Origin of the sequence: Tomitella cavernea (genome assembly GCF_016599145.1) — a bacterium.
GTDB lineage: Bacteria > Actinomycetota > Actinomycetes > Mycobacteriales > Mycobacteriaceae > Tomitella > Tomitella cavernae.
Genome location: NZ_JAENKO010000043.1, coordinates 1 through 25995 on the forward strand (window position 1 = coordinate 1; position 25995 = coordinate 25995).

Annotated in this window: 25 protein-coding genes and 2 pseudogenes; 18 read left to right on the plus strand and 9 right to left on the minus strand. The window is 70.7% G+C overall.

What is annotated here, in order from left to right; translation table 11 throughout:
• Positions 1–1636 (plus strand): DNA translocase FtsK (locus JJ683_RS14155; protein ID WP_242474728.1); only part of this gene is annotated, 1636 nt, incomplete at its 5' end.
• A gap of 301 nt (positions 1637–1937) precedes the next feature.
• Positions 1938–3077 (plus strand): TerC family protein, encoded by a 1140-nt coding sequence (locus tag JJ683_RS14160; protein WP_200175073.1) that lies wholly within the window; start codon positions 1938–1940, stop codon positions 3075–3077.
• A gap of 27 nt (positions 3078–3104) precedes the next feature.
• Here the strand turns inward: JJ683_RS14160 and JJ683_RS14165 are convergent, their stop codons facing one another.
• Positions 3105–3596, minus strand: coding sequence for an amino-acid N-acetyltransferase (locus JJ683_RS14165; protein ID WP_242474729.1), 492 nt, complete (start codon positions 3594–3596; stop codon positions 3105–3107).
• A gap of 182 nt (positions 3597–3778) precedes the next feature.
• On the opposite strand from JJ683_RS14165, the gene pgsA reads away from it, so the two are divergent.
• The 4 genes from pgsA (at position 3779) to JJ683_RS14185 (ending at position 6433) form a co-directional block, all read left to right on the plus strand.
• Positions 3779–4561, plus strand: coding sequence for a CDP-diacylglycerol--glycerol-3-phosphate 3-phosphatidyltransferase (pgsA, locus tag JJ683_RS14170; RefSeq protein WP_372435308.1), 783 nt, complete (start codon positions 3779–3781; stop codon positions 4559–4561).
• Complete coding sequence (locus tag JJ683_RS14175) at positions 4558–5130, plus strand: CinA family protein (protein WP_200175077.1); 573 nt, start codon at positions 4558–4560, stop codon at positions 5128–5130. Before pgsA ends, JJ683_RS14175 begins: the two co-directional genes overlap by 4 nt.
• Positions 5131–5159: 29 nt before the next feature.
• Positions 5160–5489, plus strand: a complete 330-nt coding sequence (locus JJ683_RS14180; protein WP_200175118.1) for a helix-turn-helix domain-containing protein — start codon at positions 5160–5162, stop codon at positions 5487–5489.
• 182 nt (positions 5490–5671) lie between these two features.
• Positions 5672–6433 carry a PspA/IM30 family protein gene (locus JJ683_RS14185; RefSeq protein WP_200175078.1) on the plus strand — a complete coding sequence of 254 codons (762 nt, stop codon included), beginning with the start codon at positions 5672–5674 and terminating at the stop codon, positions 6431–6433.
• A 65-nt stretch (positions 6434–6498) separates the two neighbouring features.
• Here JJ683_RS14185 and JJ683_RS14190 read toward each other — a convergent pair whose 3' ends face one another.
• The 3 genes from JJ683_RS14190 to JJ683_RS14200 are packed head-to-tail and all read right to left on the minus strand — an operon-like array spanning position 6499 to position 8443.
• Entirely contained in the window at positions 6499–7146 is a 648-nt protein-coding gene (locus tag JJ683_RS14190; RefSeq protein WP_200175079.1) for an energy-coupling factor transporter transmembrane component T family protein, read from the minus strand.
• Positions 7143–7823, minus strand: a complete 681-nt coding sequence (locus tag JJ683_RS14195; RefSeq protein WP_200175080.1) for an energy-coupling factor ABC transporter ATP-binding protein — start codon at positions 7821–7823, stop codon at positions 7143–7145. Before JJ683_RS14195 ends, JJ683_RS14190 begins: the two co-directional genes overlap by 4 nt.
• A gap of 5 nt (positions 7824–7828) precedes the next feature.
• On the minus strand, positions 7829–8443 hold the full coding sequence (locus JJ683_RS14200) for a biotin transporter BioY (RefSeq protein WP_307810945.1): 615 nt from the start codon (positions 8441–8443) through the stop codon (positions 7829–7831).
• Between the two features lie 259 nt (positions 8444–8702).
• On the opposite strand from JJ683_RS14200, the gene JJ683_RS14205 reads away from it, so the two are divergent.
• From JJ683_RS14205 to JJ683_RS14225, 5 genes are all read left to right on the plus strand, one after another.
• Entirely contained in the window at positions 8703–8879 is a 177-nt protein-coding gene (locus tag JJ683_RS14205; RefSeq protein WP_200175082.1) for a hypothetical protein, read from the plus strand.
• A 76-nt stretch (positions 8880–8955) separates the two neighbouring features.
• Positions 8956–10164, plus strand: a complete 1209-nt coding sequence (locus tag JJ683_RS14210) for a glycosyltransferase (RefSeq protein ID WP_200175084.1) — start codon at positions 8956–8958, stop codon at positions 10162–10164.
• Positions 10165–10215: 51 nt separating this feature from the next.
• Positions 10216–10410, plus strand: coding sequence for a DUF3046 domain-containing protein (locus JJ683_RS14215; protein ID WP_200175086.1), 195 nt, complete (start codon positions 10216–10218; stop codon positions 10408–10410).
• A gap of 450 nt (positions 10411–10860) precedes the next feature.
• A complete protein-coding gene (gene recA / locus JJ683_RS14220; RefSeq protein ID WP_200175088.1) occupies positions 10861–11901 on the plus strand; it encodes a recombinase RecA in 1041 nt (346 codons plus the stop codon).
• Positions 11902–11906: 5 nt separating this feature from the next.
• Complete coding sequence (locus tag JJ683_RS14225) at positions 11907–12479, plus strand: regulatory protein RecX (protein ID WP_200175090.1); 573 nt, start codon at positions 11907–11909, stop codon at positions 12477–12479.
• Between the two features lie 22 nt (positions 12480–12501).
• Here JJ683_RS14225 and JJ683_RS14230 read toward each other — a convergent pair.
• Positions 12502–13105: pseudogene (locus tag JJ683_RS14230) on the minus strand (amino acid ABC transporter permease); the annotation flags it as partial.
• 1 nt (position 13106) lies between these two features.
• Positions 13107–13697, minus strand: a pseudogene (locus JJ683_RS14235) (amino acid ABC transporter ATP-binding protein); the annotation flags it as partial.
• 282 nt (positions 13698–13979) lie between these two features.
• Here JJ683_RS14235 and miaB point away from each other — a divergent pair.
• Entirely contained in the window at positions 13980–15509 is a 1530-nt protein-coding gene (miaB, locus tag JJ683_RS14240) for a tRNA (N6-isopentenyl adenosine(37)-C2)-methylthiotransferase MiaB (RefSeq protein ID WP_200175119.1), read from the plus strand.
• A 242-nt stretch (positions 15510–15751) separates the two neighbouring features.
• Positions 15752–16372, plus strand: coding sequence for an Rv2732c family membrane protein (locus JJ683_RS14245; protein WP_200175092.1), 621 nt, complete (start codon positions 15752–15754; stop codon positions 16370–16372).
• A 96-nt stretch (positions 16373–16468) separates the two neighbouring features.
• Here JJ683_RS14245 and JJ683_RS14250 read toward each other — a convergent pair whose 3' ends face one another.
• Positions 16469–17914 carry a DUF349 domain-containing protein gene (locus JJ683_RS14250; RefSeq protein WP_200175094.1) on the minus strand — a complete coding sequence of 482 codons (1446 nt, stop codon included), beginning with the start codon at positions 17912–17914 and terminating at the stop codon, positions 16469–16471.
• A 259-nt stretch (positions 17915–18173) separates the two neighbouring features.
• On the opposite strand from JJ683_RS14250, the gene JJ683_RS19170 reads away from it, so the two are divergent.
• The 3 genes from JJ683_RS19170 to JJ683_RS14265 are packed head-to-tail and all read left to right on the plus strand — an operon-like array spanning position 18174 to position 20720.
• Positions 18174–19007 (plus strand): class III extradiol ring-cleavage dioxygenase family protein, encoded by an 834-nt coding sequence (locus JJ683_RS19170; RefSeq protein ID WP_200175096.1) that lies wholly within the window; start codon positions 18174–18176, stop codon positions 19005–19007.
• Positions 19004–19924, plus strand: a complete 921-nt coding sequence (gene miaA / locus JJ683_RS19175; protein ID WP_200175098.1) for a tRNA (adenosine(37)-N6)-dimethylallyltransferase MiaA — start codon at positions 19004–19006, stop codon at positions 19922–19924. Before JJ683_RS19170 ends, miaA begins: the two co-directional genes overlap by 4 nt.
• A gap of 22 nt (positions 19925–19946) precedes the next feature.
• Complete coding sequence (locus JJ683_RS14265; RefSeq protein WP_200175100.1) at positions 19947–20720, plus strand: IclR family transcriptional regulator; 774 nt, start codon at positions 19947–19949, stop codon at positions 20718–20720.
• Positions 20721–20821: 101 nt separating this feature from the next.
• Here the strand turns inward: JJ683_RS14265 and JJ683_RS14270 are convergent, their stop codons facing one another.
• Entirely contained in the window at positions 20822–22996 is a 2175-nt protein-coding gene (locus JJ683_RS14270) for a malate synthase G (RefSeq protein ID WP_200175101.1), read from the minus strand.
• Positions 22997–23234: 238 nt separating this feature from the next.
• On the opposite strand from JJ683_RS14270, the gene dapF reads away from it, so the two are divergent.
• Both dapF and hflX read left to right on the plus strand, forming a co-directional pair.
• Positions 23235–24173 (plus strand): diaminopimelate epimerase, encoded by a 939-nt coding sequence (gene dapF / locus JJ683_RS14275; protein WP_200175102.1) that lies wholly within the window; start codon positions 23235–23237, stop codon positions 24171–24173.
• A complete protein-coding gene (gene hflX / locus JJ683_RS14280) occupies positions 24173–25639 on the plus strand; it encodes a GTPase HflX (RefSeq protein ID WP_200175103.1) in 1467 nt (488 codons plus the stop codon). Before dapF ends, hflX begins: the two co-directional genes overlap by 1 nt.
• A 31-nt stretch (positions 25640–25670) precedes the next feature.
• On the opposite strand, the gene JJ683_RS14285 is transcribed toward hflX, so the two are convergent.
• Complete coding sequence (locus JJ683_RS14285) at positions 25671–25928, minus strand: HPr family phosphocarrier protein (protein WP_200175104.1); 258 nt, start codon at positions 25926–25928, stop codon at positions 25671–25673.
• Positions 25929–25995: the final 67 nt, after the last annotated feature.

The following is a 25995-nucleotide window of genomic DNA, read 5'->3' on the forward strand; positions in this document are numbered from 1 at the left end:
GGCGGCTCCCGCACCGCCGCGGACACGTCCCCGGCCGGCGCCCACCCCGGCGCCGCAGCCGGCCGCGGACGCCGGCGGCGCGGACGACGTTGGTCCGCTGATCCCCGATCCGCCCCGCGAAGGCGACGAGAACTATGTGCTGCCGCCGGCGAACCTGCTTATTCTGGGCGACCCGCCGACGGTGCACAGCAAGGCCAACGACGCGATGATCGAGGCGATCGACGGCGTGCTCGAGCAGTTCAAGATCGACGCCGCCGTCACCGGCTTCACTCGCGGGCCCACGGTCACCCGGTACGAGGTGGAGCTGGGCCCCGGCGTGAAGGTCGAGAAGATCACGGCGCTGCACCGCAACATCGCCTACGCGGCGGCCACTGACAACGTGCGGCTACTCGCGCCGATCCCCGGCAAGTCGGCGGTGGGCATCGAGGTGCCCAACGCCGACCGGGAGATCGTCCGGCTTTCCGACGTGCTGGCGGCCCCTTCCACCCGCAAGGACCGGCATCCGCTGGTGATCGGCCTGGGCAAGGACATCGAGGGCAACTACATCAGTGCGAACCTGGCGAAGATGCCGCACCTGCTGGTCGCGGGCGCCACCGGTTCGGGCAAGTCGAGCTTCGTCAACTCGATGCTTGTCTCGCTGCTCGCGCGGGCACGGCCCGACGACGTGCGGCTGATCCTCATCGACCCGAAGATGGTGGAGCTCACGCCGTACGAGGGGGTGCCCCACCTGATCACCCCCATCATCACGCAGCCCAAGAAGGCCGCCGCCGCGCTCGCGTGGCTGGTTGAGGAAATGGAGCAGCGCTACCAGGACATGCAGGCGAGCCGGGTGCGGCACATCGACGACTTCAACAAGAAGGTCCGGAGCGGCGAGATCACCACACCGCTGGGATCCGAGCGCGTCTACCGGCCGTACCCGTACATCGTGGCGATCGTCGACGAGCTGGCCGACCTGATGATGACGGCGCCGCGTGATGTCGAGGACGCGATCGTCCGCATCACGCAGAAAGCGCGGGCGGCCGGAATCCACCTGGTCCTGGCCACGCAGCGCCCCTCGGTGGACGTGGTGACCGGTCTCATCAAGACCAATGTGCCGTCGCGTCTGGCCTTCGGTACGTCGTCGCTGACGGATTCGCGTGTGATCCTGGATCAGCCCGGTGCCGAGAAGCTCATCGGCATGGGCGATTCGCTGTTCCTGCCCATGGGTGCGGGCAAGCCGACGCGTCAGCAGGGTGCCTTCATCACCGATGAGGAGATCCAGGCGGTCGTCGACTTCACGAAGAATCAGGCCGAGCCCGACTACACCGAGGGCGTCACGGCCGCGAAGGCGGGCGAGAAGAAGGACGTCGACCCCGACATCGGGGATGACCTCGACGCGTTTGTGCAGGCAGTGGAGCTGGTCGTCACCAGCCAGTTCGGCTCCACTTCGATGTTGCAGCGCAAGTTGCGCGTGGGGTTCGCCAAGGCGGGGCGCCTGATGGACCTGATGGAGACGCGCGGCGTGGTGGGCCCCAGCGAGGGCTCCAAGGCGCGCGAGGTCCTGGTCAAGCCGGACGAGCTCGACGGGCTGCTCTGGTCGATCAAAGGCGGCGGTCCCGAGCCCGCGGAGGAGCCCGCGCACGAAGGGGTGCACTGAACGACCGCACCGTCGCATCGATCCGGGTGCCGTGCTGATCCGCATGCCGGGCCGAATGCTGACCGGCCCCGGCTTCCTCCCGTCGCCGACGATGCGCGCCGTCGCTGATGGAACCTGTAGGATCGGAAGCCGATGGAGGGGAGTATCCCCGGACTCGCGACCATGTCGTCAGCACGTTCGCGTCCTTCGGCACCCACGTGGCGCAGGACGCGGACCGGCGTGATCGGCCGCCGCAGCCACCGGCCGCGGCGGTGGGAGAGACCTCCGGCAGTCTTGTACGGATTACCGGAGGTCTATCCACGTGGATGTTTCCATGCTCGTCTGGGGCGTCACGATCATCGCCGTCATCGGCGTGTTCGTGTTCGATTTCTACACCCATGTCCGCACCCCGCACGCACCGAGTCTGCGTGAATCGGGAACCTGGTCCCTGGTCTACATCGCCCTGGCCTGTGTTTTCGGCCTTGTTGTGTGGTGGGTGTGGGGCGGCACCTACGGCGGAGAGTTCTTCGCCGGCTATGTGACGGAGAAGGCGTTGTCGGTGGACAACCTCTTCGTGTTCGTCATCATCTTCGCAAAGTTCGCCGTCCCGCGTGAGCTCCAGCAGAAGGCTCTTCTGCTGGGCATCGCGATCGCGCTGGTCCTGCGTGGGGTGTTCATCGTCCTCGGCGCGGCCGCGATCAACGCCTACGCGTGGGTGTTCTACATCTTCGGCGCCATCCTGCTCTACACGGCGATCAAGCTCATGCGCGAGTCGCTCGCCGGGGAGGAGGCCGAGGAGGACGGTGATGCGGACGGCGGCCGCGTGATGCGGATCGTCCGCAAGGTGCTTCCCACCACCACCGAGTTTCACGGCGATCGCCTGGTGACCAAGGTCGACGGGCACCGGATGGCGACACCGCTGCTGGGTGCGCTGGTCGTCATCGGCGTCACCGACGTGCTGTTCGCGCTGGACTCCATTCCTGCGATCTTCGGGCTCACCCAGGAGCCCTACCTCGTGTTCACCGCGAACGCGCTGGCATTGATGGGGCTGCGGCAGTTGTTCTTCCTGCTCGGCGGCCTGCTCGACCGACTCGTGTACCTCTCGCACGGCCTGTCGGTGATCCTGGCGTTCATCGCCGTCAAGCTGATCCTGCACGCGTTGCACGAGAACACGCTTCCGTTCATCAACGGCGGCGAGTCGGTGCACGTGCCGGAGATCTCCACCGGACTGTCGCTCGGGGTGATCGCGGCGACGCTGCTCATCGCCGCGGTGGCGAGCCTGCTCAAGTCGCGTCGCGGCGGGGGCGCCGGCGGTGCGCTGGACCAGCCCCACGCCTCTGCCGGTGCAGGCTCCGCGCACCCGGCGCCCGGTACCGGACCCGACGCCGCAGGGGGGCCGACCCGCACGAACCGTTCCGGCAAGGCCGCGCCGGACGCGGACGGCGACGGCCCAGGGCGGTGACGCAGGCCGGTGCTGTTCTTCCGCCGTTCAGGACAGGGTGGCCAGCATGCGGGTGTTGCCGAGGGTGTTCGGTTTGACGAAGCTCAGATCGAGGAACTCGGCGACGCCCGTATCGTAGGAGCGGCACATCTCCTCGTAGACCTCGGCCGTCACCGGGGTCCCCTCGATCACTTCGAAACCGTGCCGGTGGAAGAAGTCGACCTCGAAGGTGAGGACGAAGACCTTGGTCAGGCCCAGCTCCCGCGCGGTGTCGAGCAGTCGCACCATCAGCAGGTGGCCTGCGCCCATGCCTTTGACCACGGGGTCGACGGCCACTGTGCGGACCTCGCCCAGGTCCGACCACATCGCGTGCAACGCGCCGCAGCCCACCAGGGCCCCGTCGTGCTCGACCACCCAGAACTCCTGGACGTTTTCGTACAGCGTGACGAGGTTCTTCTCCAGCAGGATCCGGCCCGCGTAATAGTCGACCAGCCGCTTGATGCCGGGGACGTCGGCCGTGCGCGCGCGCCGTACACGCAGGCGTCCGCCCTGCGGGGCCGTCGCGGCGGAACCCCCGACGGCGGGGGGTCCGCCGGCGTCGCGGCGGAACTGCCGACTGGTGGTCATGCACTCAGCGTAGCGACCGGCCTACCCGATAGGCTCTGAGACGTGCCCGTTCTGCTGCCGATGACGCGTCGTCGTCCCCCGATTCCGTTCGGGTCATGCGTTGTGTGGGGAGCCGCGGGATGACGGCCGACGACGCAGCGCGGCCCCGCCCTCCGGCACCGCGTCCGGCCCGCGTGTCGGGCCCGCCCGGCGTACGGCCGGAAGTGCCGGTGGTCAACCTCGCCAACATCTTGACCGTTCTGCGGATCCTGCTGGTACCGGTGTTCCTCGCCGTGCTGTTTCTGGGCGACGGGCATGACACCGCCGCGCGGATCGGCGCGGCCGCGGTGTTCGCGATCGCCGCGCTCACCGACCGTATCGATGGTGAGGTGGCACGGCGGCGCGGGCTGATCACGGATTTCGGCAAGATCGCGGACCCGATCGCGGACAAGGCCCTCATCGGCGCCGCCCTGGTCGGGCTGTCGGCGCTCGGAGACGTCAGCTGGTGGATCACCGGGCTCATCGCGGCCCGCGAGCTGGGGGTGACCGCGCTGCGGTTCATCGTCATCCGGCACGGTGTGATTCCGGCCAGCCGCGGCGGCAAGCTCAAGACGCTCGTGCAGGTGGCCGCGATCTTCCTCTACCTGCTTCCGCTCCCCGCGGCCGCGGGACCGTACCTCCTGGCGCTGATCTGGATAGCGGTGGCGCTGACGCTGGCGACGGGCGTGGATTACGTGGTGCAGGCCGTCCGGCTGCGTCGCGGCGGGCGCGCGGTGCATGCGGGCCCGGGCGGTGCGGGGGCGGCCGGAGACCCAGGACGCTACGTGGGGGACGGTGACGCGGGGGATCCTGAAGCCGAAGGCTCCGGGCAGGGGCACGAGGACGTGGCCGCGTCGTGACCCGCGATCCTGCGGCGGACCCTCTGGTGCCCGGCACGGTGGCGCCGGAGCTCGTACGGGCGCTCACCGGGCGTGGCGAGACGGTCGCGACGGCGGAGTCGCTCACGGCGGGGCTGGCGGCGGCGACGATCGCGGGGGTCCCCGGCGCGAGCCTGGTCCTGCGCGGCGGCCTGATCGTGTATGCCACGGAGCTCAAGGCGCGGCTTGCGGCGGTGCCGCGGTCGATGCTGGACGAGCACGGTCCGGTCTCGCCGGAGGCCGGCCGTGCCCTCGCGGTGGGGGCGAGGAAGCGCTGCGGTGCGGATTGGGGGATCGGCCTCACCGGGGTCGCGGGTCCGGCGGAGCAGGACGGGCACCCGGCGGGCACGGTGTTCCTGGGGCTTGCGGGCGGGCATTCGAGTAAAGTGGTGCGCCTCCGGCTGCACGGGACACGGTGGCAGATCCGGCGGGCCGCCGTCGCCGCGGCGCTTGCAGCGCTGCTGGAGACGGCGTCGTCGCCGTCCTCCGGATCCTCCGGATCCGGCGGCGGAAGGCCGGCGGGAACGGATGGCGCGGCGGATGCGTTGTAGTAGGTGAAGGGTCCAGAGTGGAGGGCGAGATGACACTGCTGTTGCGTGAGGCCATCGGCGACAGTCTGCGCCGTCGGCGTACGACTCAAAGCCGCACATTGCGTGAGGTGTCGACGTCCGCGCAGGTCAGTCTGGGCTATCTCTCCGAAGTCGAGCGCGGCCGCAAAGAGGCGTCGAGCGAGCTACTGGCCGCCATCTGCAAAGCGCTGGAAGTGCCCATCTCCGATGTACTGTTCGAGGTCAGCGTGTCTATGTCAGGCGACGCGCCGCTGCCGGTCACCGCGGACGCCGTCGGCGCCGCGGCTCCGAGGATGGTCATTCCGCAGGGCAAGATCGACGTGCCGGTGTTCGCGGCATAGCGCGCAGTCGGGGGCTTGTGCATATGCTGGGCACCGGACATTCCGGGTCCTGCATGGGCGGCACCGGACAAGGTGGTGGCCATGCCGGGGCGCCCCGCCGTATATGCGGCGCTGCACACGATCGTCGTCGGCCACACGCGCATGACGGCGGCACTGAACCTAGAGGAGACGGGGACTAAGCGATGGCCAACCCATTCGTCAAGGGCTGGAAGTATTTGATGGCGTTGTTCAACGCCAAGATCGACGAGAACGCCGACCCCAAGGTCCAGATCCAGCAGGCCATCGAGGATGCGCAGCGTCAGCACCAGGCGTTGTCGCAGCAGGCCGCCAATGTGATCGGCAACCAGCGCCAGCTGGAGATGAAGCTCAACCGTCAGCTTGAGCAGGTGGAGAAGCTGCAGGGCAATATCCGTCAGGCGCTGGAGATGGCGGATAAGTCCCGAGGTGCGGGGGACGAACCGAAGGCCACCGAGTATGAGAACGCCGCCGAGTCTTTCGCGGCGCAACTCGTCTCCAGTGAGCAGAACGTGGAGGACCTCAAATCGCTGCACGATAATTCGCTGAATGCGGCAGCACAGGCGAAGAAGGCCGTCGAGCAGAATGCCATGCGCCTGCACGAGAAGGTCGCCGAGCGCACCAAGCTGCTCAGCCAGCTCGAGCAGGCCAAGATGCAGGAGCAGGTCAGCGATTCGATGCGCTCGGTGACCGAGCTCTCCGCGCCGGGGAATACGCCGTCGCTGGATGAGGTTCGGGACAAGATCGAACGCCGCTACGCTACGGCCCTCGGCTCCACGGAGCTTGCCAAGGGCTCGGTGCAGGGCCGGATGGAGGAGGTCAAGCAGGCCTCGGTGCAGATGGCCGGCCACAGCCGCCTGCAGGAGATCCGCGCGTCGATGCAGGGAGAGATCGGCCAGGGGAAGACGGAGGACAAGACCGGTTCGTGACCGGATTGCGACAGCAGTGGAGGGCCCCGCAGCGGTGCGCCGCGGCGGGGCCCTTGCTTGTCTTGCTAGCGTGCCGGGTCGCCGTCGGCGTCGCGCGCGGGAGCGGCAGGGTCGTCGAGGCTGCGCGCGATGAGTGCATCGCCGAGCGCGTCTGCGCGCCGTAGGGCGCCCACCACCACCGGCACTGCGAAGGCTCGGAGCGAGAAACCCAAGCCCCGGGCGCGGCGTGCTTCTGAGACCGACGAGACCAGTTCGCCCAGGAGCGGAATGCACCGGATGGTCATCGCAAGCACAAGGCCCACCCTGTCGGGGTCCACGCCGAATCTGCGCAGCGGGCCGACCACGCGCGTCGTCAGGTCGAGCATGTCGGTGACGCGGGTGGTGAGGGTGACGAGCGCGGCGCCGACCACCGACAGCAACAGCACCCCGCAGATGACGACGGTCCGTCGCCAGTCGGTGAGTATGAGCTGGAATATCGCGATGACGAGCAGCATCCACAGCACGGGACGCACCTGGCGCACGAGGGTGGGCAAGCCGATCCGCGCGACGGCGGCAACGGCAGCAAGGACCGCGGCGGGGACGAGCAGTTCCCAGGGGCGGCGCACCAGAACCGACATGGCGACGATGAGGACGACGAGTCCGGCGAGTTTGACGCCGGCGGGCATCCGGTGCAGCGCGGACGTGCCCGGGATGTAGACGCCGATCGCGCTCATCCCACCAGCCCGCGGTAGTGGCGCAGCGCGGGCGCGGGCGCGTCGTCGGCCACGATGCGCCCCTCGTCGATGACGAGCACCCGGTCGAAATCCGCCAGCAGTTCCAGCTGGTGCGTCACCACCACGACCTGTTGGCGGAGCCCGGCCAGGGTCTCGGCGAACCTGCGCGCGTTGCGCAGGTCGAGCAGCGTGGTGGGCTCGTCGGCGACGAGGATGTCGGGCTCCGTGACGAGGACGGCGGCCAGCGCCAGCAGCTGCTTCTGCCCGCCGGAAAGCAGATGGCACGGGTGGTCGGCGTGATCGTGCAGATCGAAGGCGTCGAGGACCTCGTCGACCTTCCGGCGTCGCGCGTGCTTGTCCAGTCCGCTTCTGCGCAGGGAGAACGCGATGTCCTCGGCGACAGTGGGCATGACGATCTGGTTGTCCGGATCGGTGAAGACGAACCCCACGCGCCGCCGGATGGCTGCAGCCTTGCGGGCGGTGTCGAGGCCGCCGACGAGCACGCGGCCGCGTGCGGGGGTCTGCAGCCCGTTGATCATGCGGGCGAGTGTGGACTTGCCGCTGCCGTTGCAGCCGACGACGCCTACGCGATGTTCTGTCAGTGTGACATCGATGCCGCAGAGCACCGGGCGCTCGCCGAACGCGTGGTGGACACCATCGAACCGGATCTCGCCCATGCCTGTCAGCGTGCGGCGAGTGCGGTATCGGGGCGGCGGCGCGCGGGCGCGGGGATGACGCCCGGGTACGCGCGGTGCACCTGTGCCGCCACCGCTGCGGCGACGCCCGCCTTGATGACGTCACCTGGCACGAAGGTGAGGTTGGCCAGCAGAGCGCCGCCGATACCCAGGTCGGTGCGCAACAGCATTCCGGCGATGCCGAACGCGTACATCACCGCGATTCCGCCGAAGATGTTGATGGCGAAGCCGGTGAAGAAGCGGTACCGGGGCATCATCCGTGCGGTGAGCAGGCCGATGACGAATGCGGCGGGGATCCAGCCGATGAGGAACCCCGCGGTGGGCGACGACAGTGACGTGAGGCCCGTGCGCCCGCCGGCGAGCACCGGAAGCCCGGCGATGGACAGGACGAAGACGACGAGGACGGCGAGCGTGCCCTTGCGGGCGCCGAGGATCGCCCCGGCAAGCATGATGCCCATCGATTGCAAGGTGATGGGCACCCCGGAGGACCCGATCGACAGTTGGCCCGGCAGGCCCAACGCGACGATGAGCGCCGCGAACACGGCGATCTGCGCCAGATCGCGCGCGGTGAGGCGCGGGGCGGTGAAGGTTCGTCGGGTCACAGCTGTCGGCTCCTGTCGTGACGCCGGGCCCGGGCAGGACCCGGCGGACCTTCCCAGCATATTGCGTCGGCGCGGGCGCCGGCCGGGGCGCCCGCCGGTGCGCGTGCCCCGGCGACGTGCCGCGCTCGGGGAAGACCCTGATCTTTCCCCCGAACCGGTTGCGGACAGTACCGGTCGCCGGCCGTGAGCGGGCATGCTGGAGTCGAGGCCGCCGGAGCGGCGGAGTCTCCGGTCCCGGAAGAGCAGAGGTGGATGGAAGATGTTCTGGAAGGTACTGGCGGGGATCGTCGCGGTATGGCTGTTGTTCGTGCTGCTGGGCGTGATCCTCAAAGGCCTGTTCTGGCTGGTGACCGTCGCGGTGATCGCCGCGGGCATCTACCTGCTGGTGAAGATGTTCTCGGGCTCGTCCGACCCGACGGCCGACAGACGCCGGTGATTCGCGGGACCGCCGGGGCGATGCGATGCGGTGCGCGGCGCGCGGGCGGCCGGCACGGTGCCGCTAGGGTGATCCGATGTCGGAAACCACTGCGTACGCGGCCCGCGGCGTCCGCATCGTCGTGATCGCCGGCCCCGAGGCCGGCCATGCGATCCCCGCCATGGAGTTGTGCCGCAGGCTGGCGGCGGCGGGAGCGCACCCCGTGCTCATGACCGGCCGGCGGTGGTCGGATTCGGCGCGAGCCGAGTCGGTGGACTTCGCGCTCCTGCGCGGGCTCGCGCCGGTCGTGGACGACGATGACGCGGACGAGGGAACCAAACTGCATGCCCGCGCGGCCCGCATGGCGGCGCTGATCATCGACGACGTGCGCGCGCTGCGGCCGCACCTCGTGGTGGCGGACACGATCACGGTGGCCGGCGGCATGGCGGCCGAACTGCTCGGCGTCCCGTGGGTGGAATTGATCCCGCATCCGCTCTACATGCCGTCGCGGGGCCTGCCGCCGCTGGGCAGCGGTCTGGCGCCCGGCGAAGGCGTGCGGGGACGGCTGCGCGACGCGCTGCTGCGCGCGGCCACAGGCCCGCAGCTGCGACGCGGCCGGCGTCAACGGGAGGCGGCGCGCCGCGGCATCGGGCTTCCCGGCCGCGAGCCGGGCCCGGCTGCCCGGCTGGTGGCGACCCTGCCGGCCCTCGAGCCGCACCGGCCCGATTGGCCCGACGCGGCGTACGTGGTCGGCCCCCTCGTGTGGGATCCGGCGGACGGGGAGGCGGAGTTGCCGCCGGGCGACCGGCCGCTGGTGCTCGTCGCCCCGTCGACAGCGACCAATGCGGACACTCCGATGGCGGAGGTCGCCTTGCGCGCGCTGGCCCCCGAGCGGATGGGGGACAGCGCCGTACGGGTGGTCATCACCACGTTCGGCGAGATTCCGGCGGATCTGCCCTCGTGGGCGCGCGCGGGCCGCACCCGCCAGGAGGCGGCACTGCGGGAGGCCGCGGTGGTGATCTGCGGCGCGGGGCACGGGATGCTGGCAAAGGCCGTCGATGCGGGGGCCGCGGTGGTGGCGGTGCCGGGCGGCGGCGATCAATGGGAGCTCGCGTGCCGGGCCGAGCGGCTGGGGATCGCCGTGACGGTGCGTCCCCTCACCGAGGACGCACTGACGGCGGCGGTGCTCGCGATCCTCGAGCGCCGCGACCAGTTCGGGGCCGCGGTGGAACGCGCGCGTTCCGGCGTACAGCGCACGGTGGACCCCGTGGAGGTGTGCGTGCGCGCCGCTGCGCGGCACGGGTGATCGGGCGGCCGGTGGCGGCGGCGCCCGCCGGACCGCGGGTTACCGTGTGGTGTGCGACTTTCGGAATTCCGTGAACTGGTGGACGGCGAGTTCGGGAGGCTGACTGCGACGTCGATGCTGGTCGATCACGTGCTGACCGATCTGGATGGCCGCACGGCGTCGCAGGCCATCGAGGACGGCGTGGCGCCGCGCGAGGTCTGGCGCGCGCTGTGCAAGGACTTCGACGTGCCGCGTTCGCGGTGGTGAGCACCCGGCCGGCCCGCGAAGCGGGGCGGGCCGGCGCTGGTGCGCCGACCCCATAGCGGTATCGGCGTGTCGCGGAGGCGACGATCGACATCGAACAAGCGTTCTTATATACTCGAGACCTACAGCGCAAGCGGTGCGAACCCGCGCGGACACCTGCACAGCGGTCTGCGCGCCCCCGGCACGCCCTGCTACCACGGACGCGCACCGGGGGCGCGATTCGCGCGGCGGCCGTCCACAACCCCGGCGGCTCGGCCGGGTTTTCCACAATCCCGGCCCGGATGCGGCGCGTGGAGGGCGGAGTTGTCGGTGCCGGCGTTTAGCCTTGCGGTATCGGTGGTGGCGCGGGCTGCGGGGCGCGTGCGGCCGGCCGGCCGGGAACGTACGGCACATGCAAACGTACGGCACATGCATAGGCAACACGCCCGTGGGCGTGTTCGACAAGGAGGCACGATGGCTCAGGCGAACGACCGTGACAAGGCGCTCGAGCTGGCGCTCGCGCAGATCGATAAGAACTTCGGCAAGGGTTCGGTGATGCGCCTCGGCGATGACGCGCGTCAGCCTGTCGCGGTGATCCCGACCGGGTCGATCGCACTGGATGTGGCCCTGGGCATCGGCGGGCTCCCGCGTGGGCGTGTGGTGGAGATCTACGGCCCGGAGTCTTCCGGCAAGACCACCGTCGCCCTGCACGCGGTGGCCAACGCGCAGGCCGCCGGCGGCATCGCGGCCTTCATCGACGCCGAGCACGCCTTGGACCCGGATTACGCGCGCAAGCTCGGCGTGGACACCGACGCCCTCCTGGTTTCGCAGCCGGATACCGGTGAGCAGGCGCTGGAGATCGCGGACATGCTCATCCGCTCCGGCGCGCTGGACATCCTCGTCGTCGACTCCGTCGCGGCACTCGTTCCGCGAGCGGAGATCGAAGGGGAGATGGGCGACAGCCACGTGGGCCTGCAGGCGCGGCTGATGAGCCAGGCGCTCCGCAAGATGACCGGCGCGCTCAGCAACTCGGGCACCACGGCGATCTTCATCAATCAGCTGCGCGAGAAGATCGGCGTCATGTTCGGTTCGCCGGAGACCACCACCGGTGGTAAGGCGCTCAAGTTCTACTCGTCAGTGCGTATCGACGTGCGGCGTATCGAGACGCTCAAGGACGGCGGCGACGCGGTGGGCAACCGCACGCGGGCCAAGATCGTCAAGAACAAGGTGGCGCCGCCGTTCAAACAGGCGGAGTTCGACATACTCTACGGTCGCGGCATCAGCAAGGAGGGGTCGCTGATCGACATGGGCGTGGAACAGGGGTTCATCCGCAAATCGGGCTCCTGGTACACCTATGACGGGGAGCAGCTGGGGCAGGGCAAGGAGAACGCGCGCAAGTTCCTGCTCGAGAACGTCGACATCCGTGATGAGGTCGAGAAGAAGATCAAGGAGAAGCTCGGCATCGGCGCCGTGTTGACGGACGAGGACGCGGCCGTGACGCCCGTCGAGTTCTGAGCGCGGTGGATCCGGAGCGCGCTGAGAACGAGAACGTCGGCCGCGCCGATTCGCTACGCGGCGGCGCCGGGGACGAGCGCGGCCGCGCCTACGACGCATCGCTGCGCCTGCTGGCGGAACGCGCGCGCAGCCGGGCGGAGCTGGCGGAACGTCTGCACCGCAAGGGTCATGCGGACACGGTCGTCACCCCGCTGCTCGACGACCTCGAACGTGCCGGGTTGCTCGACGATGCCGACTTCGCGGAACAGTGGGTGTATTTCCGGCACAGGGACGGCGCCCGTTCGCGTCGTGCCCTGGGCATTGAGCTGCGCCGGAAGGGTGTCGACGATGCGGTGATCGAGCAGGCCGTCGCCCAGATCTCCGACGAGGACGAGTGCGGCCGTGCCGCCGCGCTGGTACGCCGTACGTTGTCGCGGCGGCGGACGCCGGCCGCGGACGACGCGGAAGCGGCGCGCCGCGAGCAACGCCGGCTGGTCGGGATGCTCGCGCGCAAGGGTTACGGCAGCGAACTCGCCTATGGAGTCGTGATGGACGAATGGCGGGCGGCCGCCGAGGAACGCGCCGCCGATGGCGACTGAACGGCCCGCGCAGGCGGGGGCGTCAGTCCCGCCGGCGCCCGGCCCCACGATCCACCGGGAAGTCGTCCACCCCGGGGGCCCCGTCGAACATGTCCGCGTCGGCCGCGGTGACGGCCGGCGGGCGACCGGAATCCGAGCCGCGGGAGCGCAGGCGCCGCTCGAGCCATAGCGAACGTCGTCAACGCGAAGCTGATCGCCACCATGATCACGCCCACCACGATCAGCGCGGCGAAGAAGTTCCGGTAGTGGGACACGGACTGCCGGCCGCTGCGGATCAGCTCGATGAAACCGATCTGATAGCCCAACGCCGATTCCTTCAGCGCGATCACCTTCTGCGAGACGAGCGCCGGCAGTATCGCCGTCACGGCCTGCGGAAGCTCGATCATGCGCATCGTCTGTCCGCGACGCAGACCCGACGACGACGCGGCCTCGCGCTGCCCCTGCGGCAGCGACAGGATGCCCGCCCGCAGGATTTCCGCGTTCACCGAACCGTTGTACAGCGTCAGCCCCACGACGACGGCGGCCAGCGGCAGCCGGCCCGAGGGGAACACCCCTTAGAACGCGAACACCTGGTAAGCGAAGATCATCATGATCAGCACGGGGCTCGCGCGGAAGACCTCCACGACCGCCCATCTCGTGGGCGACGACGATCATCGTCATGCCCTCGTGCGCCAGCTCGACCATCACTTCGAGGACCTCGTTGACCATCTCCGGGTCCAGCGCGGAGGTCGGCTCGTCGAAGAGCATCACCTTGGGGCCCATCGCGAGCGAGCGGGCGATGGCCACGCGCTACTGCTGGCCGCCGGACAGTTGAGCCGGGTACTTGTCCGCCTGGCTGTCCACCCCGACGCGCGCCAGCAGCCCGGGCGCGCGGGTGCGGGTGGCGGCCTTGCCCGTGCCCCGGACCTTCATGGGTGCCAGCATGACGTTCTGCAGCACAGTCTTGTGCGCGAACAGGTTGAACTGCTGGAACACCATGCCGACGTCGACGCGCAGGCGGGCGAGCTCCTCGCCCTCCCGGAGCATCGGCGTGCCGTCGATGCTGATCGTGCCCGAGTCGATGGCCTCGAGCCTGTTGATCGTGCGGCACAGGGTGGACTTGCCCGAGCCGGAGAGGCCCAGCAGCACCAGCACTTGACCGGCGGGCACCTGCAGATCGATGCCGCGCAGCACGTGCAGGTCGCCGAAGTGCTTGTCGACGGAGCGCATATCGATCATCGGCGCGGCCGGCGGAGCCCCTGCGGGGCCGGTTGCCGGATCGGTCGTCGTCACGGGTCTTTACACTAGAGGCTGTCCGGCCGTGACGGCGCACGGACCATACACGCGAATCGCATCGGCAGGCCGGGGCGCGGCCGCGGAGGACGTCGGCCTGCGGGGCGCCCGCCCGGCACCCTCCACATCGAGGAATCCAGGAATCCAGGAATCGAGGAACAACGGGACATGTCGGATCTTTCCAGCGACGAGGTGCCGCCCGCGGGCGGGGCGATCGTGCGGGCGGCGATGCCGCACGCCCGCAGTTACGAGATCCGGACATTCGGTTGCCAAATGAACGTGCACGACTCCGAGCGGCTGGCGGGCCTGCTCGAGGACGCCGGCTACGTGAAATCGGCGGACGACGGCACTGCTGACCTCGTCGTGTTCAACACCTGCGCGGTCCGCGAGAACGCGGACAACAAGCTGTATGGCAACCTCGGCCGCCTGCGGCCGGCCAAGGACGCCAACCCGGAGATGCAGATAGCGGTGGGCGGGTGCCTGGCGCAGAAGGACCGCGGAATCGTCGTCGACCGGGCGCCGTGGGTGGACGTGGTCTTCGGCACCCACAACATCGGTTCCCTGCCGGCGCTGCTGGAGCGTGCCCGGCACAACGAGCGCGCGCAGGTGGAGATCCGCGAGTCGCTCGAAGCGTTCCCCTCCACGCTCCCGGCGCGCCGGGACTCCCCCTATTCGGGGTGGGTCTCCATCTCCGTGGGTTGCAACAATACGTGCACCTTCTGCATCGTTCCGACACTGCGCGGCAAGGAGGTCGACCGGCGGCCCGGCGACATCCTCGCGGAGGTGCGCGCCCTCGTGGATCAGGGCGTGCAGGAGGTGACGCTGCTGGGGCAGAACGTCAACGCCTACGGCGCGTCGTTCGCGGATCCGGAGCTCCCGCGTGACAGGGGCGCCTTCGCGGCGCTGCTGCGCGCATGCGGGGACATCGACGGGCTCGAGCGTGTGCGGTTCACCTCGCCGCACCCGGCCGAGTTCACCGACGACGTCATCGAAGCGATGGCCGCGACCCCCAACGTGTGTCCGCAGCTGCACATGCCACTGCAGTCCGGCTCCGACCGGGTGCTGCGCGCCATGCGGCGGTCGTATCGGAGCCGAAAGTTCCTCGGGATCATCGACAGGGTGCGCGCCGCGATGCCGGAGGCCGCGATCACCACCGACATCATCGTCGGTTTCCCCGGCGAGACCGAGGAGGACTTCCAGGAGACGCTCGAGGTGGTGCGCCGGGCCCGGTTCTCGAGCGCGTTCACTTTCCAGTACTCCATCCGCCCCGGAACACCGGCCGCCGACATGCCGGACCAGGTGCCCAAGGACGTCGTGCAGGAGCGTTACGAGCGTCTTATCGCCCTGCAGGAGCAGGTGAGCCTGGCGGAGAACGCCACGCGCGTCGGCCGCGAGGAGGAGCTGCTGGTGGCCGCGGGCGAGGGGCGTAAGAACGCGGCCACCGCGCGGATGAGCGGACGCGCACGCGACGGGCGGCTGGTGCACTTCGATCCGCGGCACGGCGGGACGGCCGGCGCGCAGGGGGGATCCCGGACGATCCGGCCCGGCGACTTCGTCACTGTCACCGTCACCGATGCCGCGCCGCACCATCTCATCGCGGACGCCGGTGTGCGCGCACACCGGCGCACACGTGCGGGCGACGCGTACGAGGCCGGCCGGTCGCCGAAGACCGCCCCGGTGGGGGTGGGCCTAGGCATGCCGTCGGTGGGTGCGCCTGCCGCCCTGGCGGCCCCGGCCGCCCCCGGGTGCGGGTTGTGACCAGGCGTCCCGCGGCGCACAAGCCGGTCCCGGGAGCGATCGCGGCGCACTGGCGCCATGGCATCACAGGGCGGGGCCATGGGAGGATGGAGCATCGCAGTGCCCGTATGCGGCGGTAGTGGTGATGCGCACGCCCGTGGCGGCGCCGGCGCCGGCACGGGATCAGGGTGCGATGAGATCAGGGCCGGGATCAGGGCGAATGAGATCAGGGCGAATGAGGACAGGGCGATGAGGACAGGGCGATGAGCGATCAGATTCCCGAGGACCTTCAGCACTTCCAGAAGGACTTCGAAAAGGCCGAGAAGAAAGTCGCCGGAGAGATCGACCCCGGTATGCGCAGCGTCGGCATCGCCGTCGCCATCCTGCTGCTGCTGGCGTCTTTTCTGCTCCCGCACACCGGCTCCGTCAACGGCTGGGACGTGCTCGTGCACAACGATGCGGCCCAGGGCGAGGCGGTGGCGATCACCTCCCAGCTGTTCGTGTGGTTCGCCCTGGTCTTCGGCGCATTCACCGGCATGATCACGCTGCTGACGCGCCGGTGGACGCTGGCATGGGTGACGGCCGCCGGCTGCGCCGTCGGGATCTTCCTCGGCGTGCTGGCGATCTGGTCGCGGCAGACCCCCAGCGGGGTCCTCGACGCGCAGGACGCCGCACTGGCCGACCTGTCCGGGCCGGGTGTCGGCATCGTCGTCGGGCTCATCCTGCTGGTGGTGCTCACCTACCTGTGGGTGGGGGTGGCATGGTCCAAGACTTCGCTGCAGCTGGCAGCGGAGGAGGAGCGTCGACAGCACGCGGCCGAGGACGAGGACGCGTGGATGAATCAGGCGCGGTTGGGGCGTCCCGAGGCCCCGTACCGGGATTGATCGCGCCGCCGGTGCCGCGTGCGCGGGGCCGGTTGCGCGAGCTCCGGTGCCCCCGCACGCGCGTGCGGGGGCACCGGAGCCTTTTGCGTGTGCGGATCAGCGGTCGTCTATGGCGGTCTCGGCCGCCTCGGCCCATTCACGCCACTGCCGGGCCTGCGCATGGGCCTTCTCGGCGTCGCCGGCGCGGCCCGCGGCCTCCGCCTTGCGCGCCTGCTCGTCGAACTGCCCGACCCTCTCGCGGAACTGCGCGGCGCGTGCGAGCGCTTCGGGGTCGGTGCGGCGCCACTGGGCGTCGGCGGCCTCGCGCACCCGGGTCTCGACGGCCCGCATCCGGGCCTCGAGCCCGTGCATGCGGTCGCGGGGCACCTTACCGAGCGATTCCCAGCGGTCCTGGATTCCGCGTAGCGCCGCGCGTGCGGAGTCCAAGCCGACGGCGGGGTCGATCCGCTCGGCCTCCGCGAGCAACTGCTCCTTCGCCTCCGCGTTCTCCGCGTATTCGGCGTCGATCTCCGCGTTCATCTGCTTGCGGGCACCGAAGAACGTGTCCTGCGCGGCCTTGAACCGTGCCCACAGCGCGTCGTCGATTTCCCGCGGGGCGCGGCCGGCCTGCTTCCAATCGGCCATCAGGTCCCGGAAAGCGCCGGCCGTCGGCCCCCAGTCGGTGGAATCCGCCAGCGCCTCGGCACGCTGGACCAGCTCCTCCTTCTTGTGCTTGGCGCCGGCGCGCTGGCGGTCGAGCTCGGCGAAGTGCGAGCCGCGCCTGCGGTTGAACGCTTCGCGTGCCTTCGAGTAGCGGCGCCACAGCTGGTCGTCGGTCTTGCGGTCGATGCCCCGGATCGTCTTCCACTCGTCGAGGATCGCGCGCAACCGGTCGCCCGCCTGCTTCCACTGGGTGCCCTCGGCGGCGATCCGCTCCGCCTCGTCGGCCAGTGCCTCCTTGCGTGCGATCTGCTCCGTGCGGCGGGCGTCCTTGCGCCTGCGCGCCTCGTCGACGGCGACGTCGCAATGCGCGCAGACGGTCTCGAGGCGGCGTGCCAGCGCGTCGAGGTCGCCGATCACCGCCGCGGTGGGCACCGATTCGAGCAGCGCCTGCGCGCTGGCGCGGGTCTTGCCCAGGTCGGCGGTGCCGGATTCGATCCGCGATTCGAGGAGTTCGATCTCGGTGGCCAGGTCCTGATACTTGCGTCCGAAGTGCGTCAGGCCCTCGTCCGCGTCGCCGGCCTGCCATTCGCCGATCTTGCGCTCACCGTCGACGGTGCGCACCCATACGGCGCCGTCCTCGTCGATCCGGCCCCACTTCGCCGGATCGTTGGCGGGCACGGTGGGCACGTGCGCCACGTGCGTTTCCGGGGTCGGGCGCGGGGGCAGCTGGTGCTCGGCGACGGCGTTGGGCGTCGGGGCCGGACGCCCGGGAACCGGTCCCGGCCGGGGGACACGGTCCGTCGACGGCACCTGCGGCCGGGCAGGCCCGGGCCCCGGCACGGGGCGGGCGGCGGCGCCCGGATCCTCGCCCGTCCCGGACGGGTTCTCGTTGCTGTTCATGGGACCTCGTCTCTGCCGCGCGTCACGGCTGCCGATGCTGCCGGCCGGTATGCGTCGTGCACCCGGCCCGGTGGGGTTTCCGGTGACCATTCAACCTGCTCGCGCGTTCGGTGACCATCGAAACCCGTAACGATCCCGCGGCGCGGGGCCCCGGGGCGCCGTTGTCGACGCCGTTGTCGACGCCGCTGTCGACGCCGTCGTCGACTCTGCTGTCGGCGCCAGGCGGGTGGCCGCGGACGATCGGCTAGCGTGGACGATCGTGCTGACCTCTGTGTGCGTTGTCCCCGCGACCCCGCTGCTGGTTCCGCGCCTGTGCGGCGGTGCGGGCGCGTTGCCGGAGCTGCGCGGGCGGGTTCTGGCGGCGGTGGGTGCCATGGCCGCCGGCGCGGACGCGTGGTTCGTCGTCGGCGCGGGAGAGGCGGGCGACGGGCTGCCCCAGGACGGCGTCTCCCGCTACCCGGCGGAACCGTCGACGGGCAGCTTCGTCGGATTCGGTGTGGACGTGCGGGTGACGCTGGACGGCCGCGCCGGGGAAGAGCGCGACGCCGATGACCACCGGAACCCGTCGGCGGGGGCGCGTGAAGAGGTCTGCGCGGGCGGGGCGCAGCCGGGCTCCGCACCCGCCGCGTCGATGGCCCTGCCGTTGTTGATCGCCGGGTGGCTGCGCGGTGGGCTTGCGCGGGACCTGCGTCCCCGGCGCCCGGTGACGGGGATGCGCGTGGGACGCGAGGCCCCGTGGGAGGTGTGCGTGGAGTCGGGGCGTGCGCTGCGGCGGGATATCGACGCGCGCCCGGAACGTATCGGGGTGCTGGTGATCGGGGACGGGCCGTCGACGCTCACCGCCAAGGCACCGGGGGCCTTCGACGAACGCGCGCGGCCGCTGGCCGAGGAGGTCGCTGCGGCGATGGCGGACGGCGACGCCGCGGCGCTGATCCGTCTCGAACCGCGGCAGTGCGCCCGGGTGGGCCTCGACGTGCGGTCGGCGCTGCAGGTGGCGGCGGGCCTCGTCGGCGACGACCGGGTGCGCGTGGATCACCAGTCCGTGCAGTGGCCGTACGGCGTCGCCTACTACACGGGACTGTGGTCGGTGTGACGGGCTGGCCCCGCCCGGTCGCGGTCATCGGACCCACCGCCACCGGCAAATCGAACCTCGCCCTGGACCTGGCAGAACGGCTCGGCGGCGAGATCGTCAATATCGACGCGATGCAGCTGTACCGGGGCATGGATATCGGCACCGCGAAGACGCCGCCCGCGCAGCGCCGCGGCGTCGTCCACCATCAGATCGACGTGCTCGACGTGCGGGACACGGCGTCGGTCGCCGCTTACCAGTGCGCCGCGCGCGACGACGTCGAGCGGATCCGGAGGCGCGGGCGCGTGCCCGTGATCGTGGGCGGCTCGATGATGTACGTGCAAGCGCTCATCGACGACTGGCGTTTTCCGGAAACGGACCCGGCGGTGCGGCGGCGGTGGGAGCAGCGCCTCGCGGAGGCGGGTGCGGCGGCGCTGCACGGGGAGCTGCGCGCGGCCGACCCGGACGCGGCGGCGCACATCCTGCCGACCGACGGCAGGCGCATCGTCCGCGCGCTCGAGGTCGTCGAGATCACCGGCCGCCCGTATGCCGCGTCCAAGCCCGTCATCGGGGACCCGCGGTGGGGCACCGTCATGCTCGGGATAGACCGCGACACCGCGGACCTGGATGCGCGGATCGCCGCGCGCACCCGGGCGATGTTCGCCGACGGCTTCGTCGAGGAAGTTCGCGGGCTGCTCGAGGCGGGGCTGCGCGAGGGGGTCACCGCGCGTCGGGCCATCGGATACCAGCAGGTGATCGCGCTGCTCGACGGCGAATTCGATCGCGATCAGGCCATGGGGCTCACCCAGGCGGGCACACGCAGGTACGTGCGTCGGCAGCGCTCGTGGTTCCGCAAGGACGGCAGGGTGCGCTGGCTGGACGGTGCCGCACCCGGCCTGGCGGACAGGGCCGTCGCCGAGTGGAATACGGAGCCCGGGTGAGGCGGAGCATAGGATCGCGACCATGACCGACGGTGCGCACCCCGATTCCGGCGGCGCGGCCGCGCGCTCGCCCGGCCGCGTGCAATCAGTGGATCGTGCGCTGCAGCTGCTCGAGGAGATGGCGGACTGCGGCGGCACCGCGACACTGAGCGATCTGGCCGAACGCACGGGCCTGCCCATGCCGACGATCCACCGGCTGATGGCCACGCTCCGCGACGCCGGATACGTCCGGCAGGAACCGTCCCGGCGTTATGCGTTGGGGGCCAAGCTGGTCGGCCTGGGCGACAGTGCCGGGCGGCTGCTGGGTTCCTGGGTGCGGCCCACGCTCGCAGGGCTGGTGGACGGGACGGGCGAGACGGCGAACATGGCGATGCTCGACGGCGACCGGGTGGTGTATCTGGCGCAGGTGCCGTCTCGGCATGCGATGCGGATGTTCACCGAGGTGGGCCGGCGCGTGGACGTGCACTGCACTGCGGTCGGCAAGGCGCTGGTCGCGGGGCTGCCGGACGAGGCGGTCCGGGGCATCCTGCGGCGCAACGCCATGACCAAGTACACACCGAACACGCTCACCACCGAGGATGAGTTCTTCGCGCAGCTGGAGCAGATCCGCGCGCTCGGCTACGCATTCGACGAGGCGGAGCAGGAGATGGGCGTGCGGTGCGTGGCCGCCGCGACGGAGTCGTCCGCGCCCGTCGCGCTGTCGGTGTCGGGCCCCGCGTCGCGGTTCAGCAAGGACCGGCGGGACGCGGTGATCCCGCTGTTGAGGGAGGCGGTCACGCGGCTCGCCGCCGGGTGACGGCGGGGCCGCGGGGCGGACGCGGTCCCGCACGGCGGCGGCCCCGCACCGCCACGGAGGCGATGCGGGGCCGCCGGTCCGGCTCGGCCGTCAGGCGCCGGTCACAGGCCGTTGGCGGCCTTGTACTCGCGGCGGCGGCGGTGCAGGATCGGCTCGGTGTAGCCGTTGGGGTCCTGGCCCTCGAGGATGAGCTCCTTGGCGGCCTGCCACGCGATGCTGGTGTCGAAGTCCGGCGCCATCGGCTTGTAGTCGGCGTCGCCGGCGTTCTGGCGGTCGACCACTGCGGCCATACGCTTGAGCGACTCGACGACGAAGTCGGCCGTGACGATCCCGTGGCGCACCCAGTTGGCCAGCAGCTGACTGGAGATGCGCAGCGTCGCCCGGTCCTCCATGAGGTCCACATCGTTGATGTCCGGCACCTTGGAGCAGCCCACGCCGTGGTCGATCCAGCGCACCACGTAGCCGAGGATCGACTGGCAGGAGTTGTCCACCTCGTTGCGCTTCTCCTCGTCGCTCCAGTCGGTGGCCGGGGCCAGCGGGAGCTGCAGGATGTCGTCGACCGACACGCGCGGCACGCTGGGGGCGATCTCCTTCTGCCGTGCGAACACGTCGACCCGGTGGTAATGGGTGGCGTGCAGGGTGGCGCCGGTGGGCGATGGGACCCAGGCGGTGTTGGCCCCGGCCATGGGCTGCCCGATCTTCTGCTCGAGCATATCGGCCATGAGCTCGGTCATCGCCCACATGCCCTTGCCGATCTGCGCGTGCCCGGGCAGCCCGCAGGCCAGGCCCTTGTCCACGTTCCAGTCCTCGTACGAGGTCATCCAGTGCGACTTCTTCATCTCGGCCTTGCGGATCATCGCGCCGGCGTGCATCGACGTGTGGATCTCGTCGCCGGTGCGGTCGAGGAAGCCGGTGTTGATGAAGACGGTGCGTGCGGCCGCGGCCTTGATGCACGCCGCGAGGTTGACCGTGGTGCGGCGCTCCTCGTCCATGATGCCCACCTTGAGCGTGTTCTCCGGCAAGCCCAGCACCTGTTCGACGCGGGCGAACAGCTCGGTGGTGAAGGCGACCTCGTCGGGGCCGTGCTGCTTGGGCTTGACGATGTAGACCGAGCCGGTGCGGCTGTTGCCCAGCGCGTTGCCCGCGCCCAGGCCGGGGATGGCGCACAGGCTGGTGACGATGGCGTCGAGGATGCCCTCGGGCTGCTCGGCGCCATCGGCGTCGACGACGGCGGGGTTCGTCATCAGGTGGCCCACGTTGCGCACGAAGTTCAGCGAGCGCCCGTGCAGGGTCAGCTCGCCCCCGCCGGGGGCGGTGAAGGTGCGGTCGGGGTTGAGTGTGCGCTCGAACGTCTTGCCGCCCTTGGTGACCTGCTCGGCGAGGGTGCCGGTGTTCAGGCCCAGCCAGTTGCGGTAGCCGAGGACCTTGTCCTCCGCGTCGACGGCGGCGACGGAGTCCTCGAAGTCCATGATCGTGGTGACGGCGGACTCCATGCAGATGTCTTTGACGCCCGCGGCGTCGGTGCTGCCGATCGGATCGGCGGGGTCGATCTGGATCTCCAGATGCAGACCGTTGTTGCGCAGCAGGATGCCCGTCGGCGCGGACGCGTCGCCGCTGTAGCCGGCGAATGCGCCCGGGTTCCGCAGGCCCGTGGTGGCCCCGCCGGCCAGCGTCACCTGCACCGTCTCGCCGTCCACGGCGTACTTGACGGCGTCGGCGTGGCTGCCCTCGGCCAGTGGAAGCACGTCGTCGAGGAAGCCGCGCGCCCAGGCGATCACCTTGTCGCCGCGCACCTTGTTGTAGCCGGAGCCCTTCTCGGCCCCGCCGTCCTCGGGGATGGCGTTGGTGCCGTACAGCGCGTCGTACAGCGATCCCCAGCGCGCGTTCGCGGCGTTGAGTGCGAAACGGGCGTTGAGCACCGGGACCACCAGCTGCGGGCCGGGCGTCTCGGTGACCTCGGTGTCGACGTCGGCGGTGGTGATGGAGAACTGCGCCGGCTCGTCGGCCAGGTAGCCGATGTCGGTGAGGAACTTCTTGTACGCGGCCGGGTCCACCGGGCCCGGGGCGGCGTCGTGGTACTCGTCGATCTTCTTCTGCAGCTGCGCGCGGGTGTCCAGCAGCGCGCGGTTCTTCGGGGCGAGGTCGGCGAAGATCTGCGCCGTGCCCTGCCAGAACGCGTCCTTGTCGACGCCTGCGGCGGGCAGCGCCTCATCGTTGATGAAGTCGTAGAGGACTCGGTCGACCTGGATGCCGCCGATGGTTTCGCGATCAGTCACGGTGCTTCCTCGCTCTCGGGGTGACGGGGCAGTCGATGCTTCCGTTCCGGAGGGCTCCGGCACGGTGCACGGAAACCGGGATCCCGCGCGGCGCGTTTCACGGCGTGCTCCTCGTCGGATTTCGCTATGTGAAAAGTATCGATTGCCTAGTGGAATCTTAGCGCGGATCGCGCACGATTCCCATCCCGGACGGTCCCGCGCGGCATGATCTCCGGCGGGGCGAACTACGCTGTGAACCATGGACTTCGTCAAGGGGCACGGCACGGAGAACGACTTTCTGGTGCTGCCGGACGACGACGGGCGGATCGACCTTGCGCCCGCGACGGTATCGGCGCTGTGCGACCGACGCCGCGGGCTGGGGGCCGACGGGGTCCTGCGGGTCGCCCGCGCCGGTGCGCTGGTGGCCGCGGGCGTCCTGACGCCCGGGCTTCCGGATGGCGTCGGCGAGCACGACTGGTTCATGGATTACCGGAATGCGGACGGGTCGGTGGCGGAGATGTGCGGCAACGGCGTGCGCGTGTTCGCGCACTACCTGTGCGCCTCGGGCCGTGAAGAACGTGACGCCTTCGTCGTCGGAACCCGGGCGGGCGGGCGGGCGGTGACGATGGTCGGCGCGCGGGACTTCGCGGCGCAGGCGCGCGTGTCCGTCGAGATGGGTCCCGTGACTGGGTTCGGCGAATCCTCGGTGAATCTGGGCGGTGCGGGCGGCATGAGGCTGCCGGGCCTGGCGGTGGATGTGGGCAACCCGCACCTGGTCAGCGTCGTGACCGGGCTCGATGACGCGGGATTGGCGGCACTCGACATCGCGTCCGTGCCCGCATTCGACGCCGCGCTGTTTCCCGACGGCGTCAACGTGGAGGTGGTGACGCCGTTGCGCGGCGGCGCTGTCGCCATGCGCGTGCACGAGCGGGGCGTGGGGGAGACGCGGTCCTGCGGCACCGGCACCGTCGCGGCCGCCTTCGCGGCGCTGCGCGCGGAGGACCGGTCCGCCGGAACCGTCGAGGTCGCCGTGCCCGGTGGTGCCGTGACGGTCACGGTCGGAACGGACGGCCGCGCCGTTCTCGAGGGGCCGTCGGTGCTCGTGGCGTCGGGGACCGTCGACGATCGCTGGTGGCGATATGCGGCGAGCGCCGCGTGGCCCGTCGCCGCGCGGCGTGTCGGCGCCGGGGCGGCGTGATGACGGGATCGGATCAGCCGGACCGGGCGGTGCCGGACGAGGTGCACACGAGCGACGGCGGCGCGCAGGAGCCCTCGCTCGGCGAGATGCAGCTGGCCGAGCGCAGCTCGCTGCGCCGCGTGGAGGGGCTGTCGACAGAGCTCGCCGACATCACCGAGGTGGAGCAGCGTCAACTGCGCCTGGAGCGCGTGGTGCTGGTGGGGGTGTGGACCGAGGGCACTGCGGCGCAGGCGGAGACGAGCATGGCCGAGCTCGCCGCCCTGGCGGAGACGGCGGGGTCGACGGTGCTCGAGGCGCTGATCCAGCGGCGCGACCGCCCCGACGCGTCCACCTACATCGGCTCCGGCAAGGCGGCCGAGCTGCGCGAGGTGGTCATGGCCACGGGGGCGGACACGGTGATCTGCGACGGCGAGCTCAGCCCCGCGCAACTGACCAGCCTGGAGAAGATCGTCCAGGTGAAGGTGGTGGACCGCACCGCGCTGATTCTCGACATTTTCGCCCAGCATGCCACCTCCCGCGAGGGCAAGGCGCAGGTGTCGCTCGCGCAGATGGAGTACATGCTGCCGCGGCTGCGCGGCTGGGGCGAGTCGATGTCACGCCAGGCGGGCGGCCGGGCGGGCAGCAACGGCGGGGTGGGCCTGCGCGGCCCGGGCGAAACGAAGATCGAGACGGACCGGCGGCGCATCCGCTCCCGGATGGCGAAGCTGCGTCGTGAGATCGCCCACATGAAGAACGCCCGCGACGTCAAACGCCACCGACGGCACACCACCGGCGTGCCGTCGGTGGCGATCGTCGGCTACACCAACGCGGGGAAGTCGAGCATCCTCAACGCGCTGACCGGCGCCGGGGTGCTCGTGCAGAATGCGCTGTTCGCGACGCTCGACCCGACGACGCGGCGCACCGTGCTCGACGACGGTCGCGAGGCCGTGCTCACCGACACCGTCGGTTTCGTGCGCCACCTGCCCACCCAGTTGGTGGAGGCCTTCCGCTCCACGCTCGAGGAGGTCGCGGGGGCGGACCTGCTCATGCACGTCGTGGACGGCTCCGACGAGTTCCCGCTCGAACAGATCCGGGCGGTCAACGAGGTCATCGCCGACGTGCTGCGGGGCGCCGGCGCGGACGCGCCGCCGGAGCTGCTGGTGGTGAACAAGATCGACGCGGCCGACCCGGTGGAACTCACGCGACTGCGCGGCGTGCTCGACGGCGCGCACTTCGTCTCCGCACACACCGGGGAGGGCATCGCAGAGCTGCGGGCGCACCTCACCGAGCGGCTTCCGGGGCCGGGGGTGCGCGTCGACGTCCTCGTGCCGTACTCGCGCGGCGACCTCGTGGCGCGCATCCACGCCGAGGGCACCGTGGACTCCGAGCGGCACAGCGCGGAGGGCACGGCGGTCGGCGCGGAGGTGCCCCGCGCGCTAGCGGCCGCCCTCGCGCCGTACACGATGGGCGGCGCGCAGGGCGGCTAGGCCGCGGGGGCTTTGTGCGCGCGGGACCGGCTCATGCGTCGAGGTCTCGGGCCACGAGGTCGGCGATGTGCGTGAGCACCTCCTCGTCCTCGCATTCGATGGTGACCTGCGCGCCCTGCTCGGCGCCGAGGGTCATGATCATCAGCGCGCTGCCCGCATCCACCGGTTCGCCGCCCTCGGCGGCCAGAGTGACGGGTACGCCCGCCTCGGCGGCGGCCTCGGCGATGATCCCTGCGGGGCGTGCGTGCAGTCCGATGGACGATCCGACGGTGACGGTCTTGGCGGCCATGGTGTGGCTCCTTCTTCGGGCGGGTTGTACTGCTGGGGCGGATTCTGAGGGTCCGTAGGGGGTGTTC

What these genes read in the sequence shown, in the direction of transcription:
- pgsA (WP_372435308.1), top strand. Translation starts at nt 3,779, where the DNA reads ATGCGTTGTGTGGGGAGCCGCGGGATGACGGCCGACGACGCAGCGCGG.
- JJ683_RS14180 (WP_200175118.1), top strand. Translation starts at nt 5,160, where the DNA reads ATGACACTGCTGTTGCGTGAGGCCATCGGCGACAGTCTGCGCCGTCGG.
- JJ683_RS14185 (WP_200175078.1), top strand. Translation starts at nt 5,672, where the DNA reads ATGGCCAACCCATTCGTCAAGGGCTGGAAGTATTTGATGGCGTTGTTC.
- JJ683_RS14190 (WP_200175079.1), bottom strand. Translation starts at nt 7,146, where the DNA reads ATGAGCGCGATCGGCGTCTACATCCCGGGCACGTCCGCGCTGCACCGG.
- JJ683_RS14195 (WP_200175080.1), bottom strand. Translation starts at nt 7,823, where the DNA reads ATGGGCGAGATCCGGTTCGATGGTGTCCACCACGCGTTCGGCGAGCGC.
- JJ683_RS14205 (WP_200175082.1), top strand. Translation starts at nt 8,703, where the DNA reads ATGTTCTGGAAGGTACTGGCGGGGATCGTCGCGGTATGGCTGTTGTTC.
- JJ683_RS14210 (WP_200175084.1), top strand. Translation starts at nt 8,956, where the DNA reads ATGTCGGAAACCACTGCGTACGCGGCCCGCGGCGTCCGCATCGTCGTG.
- recA (WP_200175088.1), top strand. Translation starts at nt 10,861, where the DNA reads ATGGCTCAGGCGAACGACCGTGACAAGGCGCTCGAGCTGGCGCTCGCG.
- miaB (WP_200175119.1), top strand. Translation starts at nt 13,980, where the DNA reads ATGCCGCACGCCCGCAGTTACGAGATCCGGACATTCGGTTGCCAAATG.
- JJ683_RS14245 (WP_200175092.1), top strand. Translation starts at nt 15,752, where the DNA reads ATGAGCGATCAGATTCCCGAGGACCTTCAGCACTTCCAGAAGGACTTC.
- JJ683_RS14250 (WP_200175094.1), bottom strand. Translation starts at nt 17,914, where the DNA reads ATGAACAGCAACGAGAACCCGTCCGGGACGGGCGAGGATCCGGGCGCC.
- JJ683_RS14265 (WP_200175100.1), top strand. Translation starts at nt 19,947, where the DNA reads ATGACCGACGGTGCGCACCCCGATTCCGGCGGCGCGGCCGCGCGCTCG.
- dapF (WP_200175102.1), top strand. Translation starts at nt 23,235, where the DNA reads ATGGACTTCGTCAAGGGGCACGGCACGGAGAACGACTTTCTGGTGCTG.
- hflX (WP_200175103.1), top strand. Translation starts at nt 24,173, where the DNA reads ATGACGGGATCGGATCAGCCGGACCGGGCGGTGCCGGACGAGGTGCAC.
- JJ683_RS14285 (WP_200175104.1), bottom strand. Translation starts at nt 25,928, where the DNA reads ATGGCCGCCAAGACCGTCACCGTCGGATCGTCCATCGGACTGCACGCA.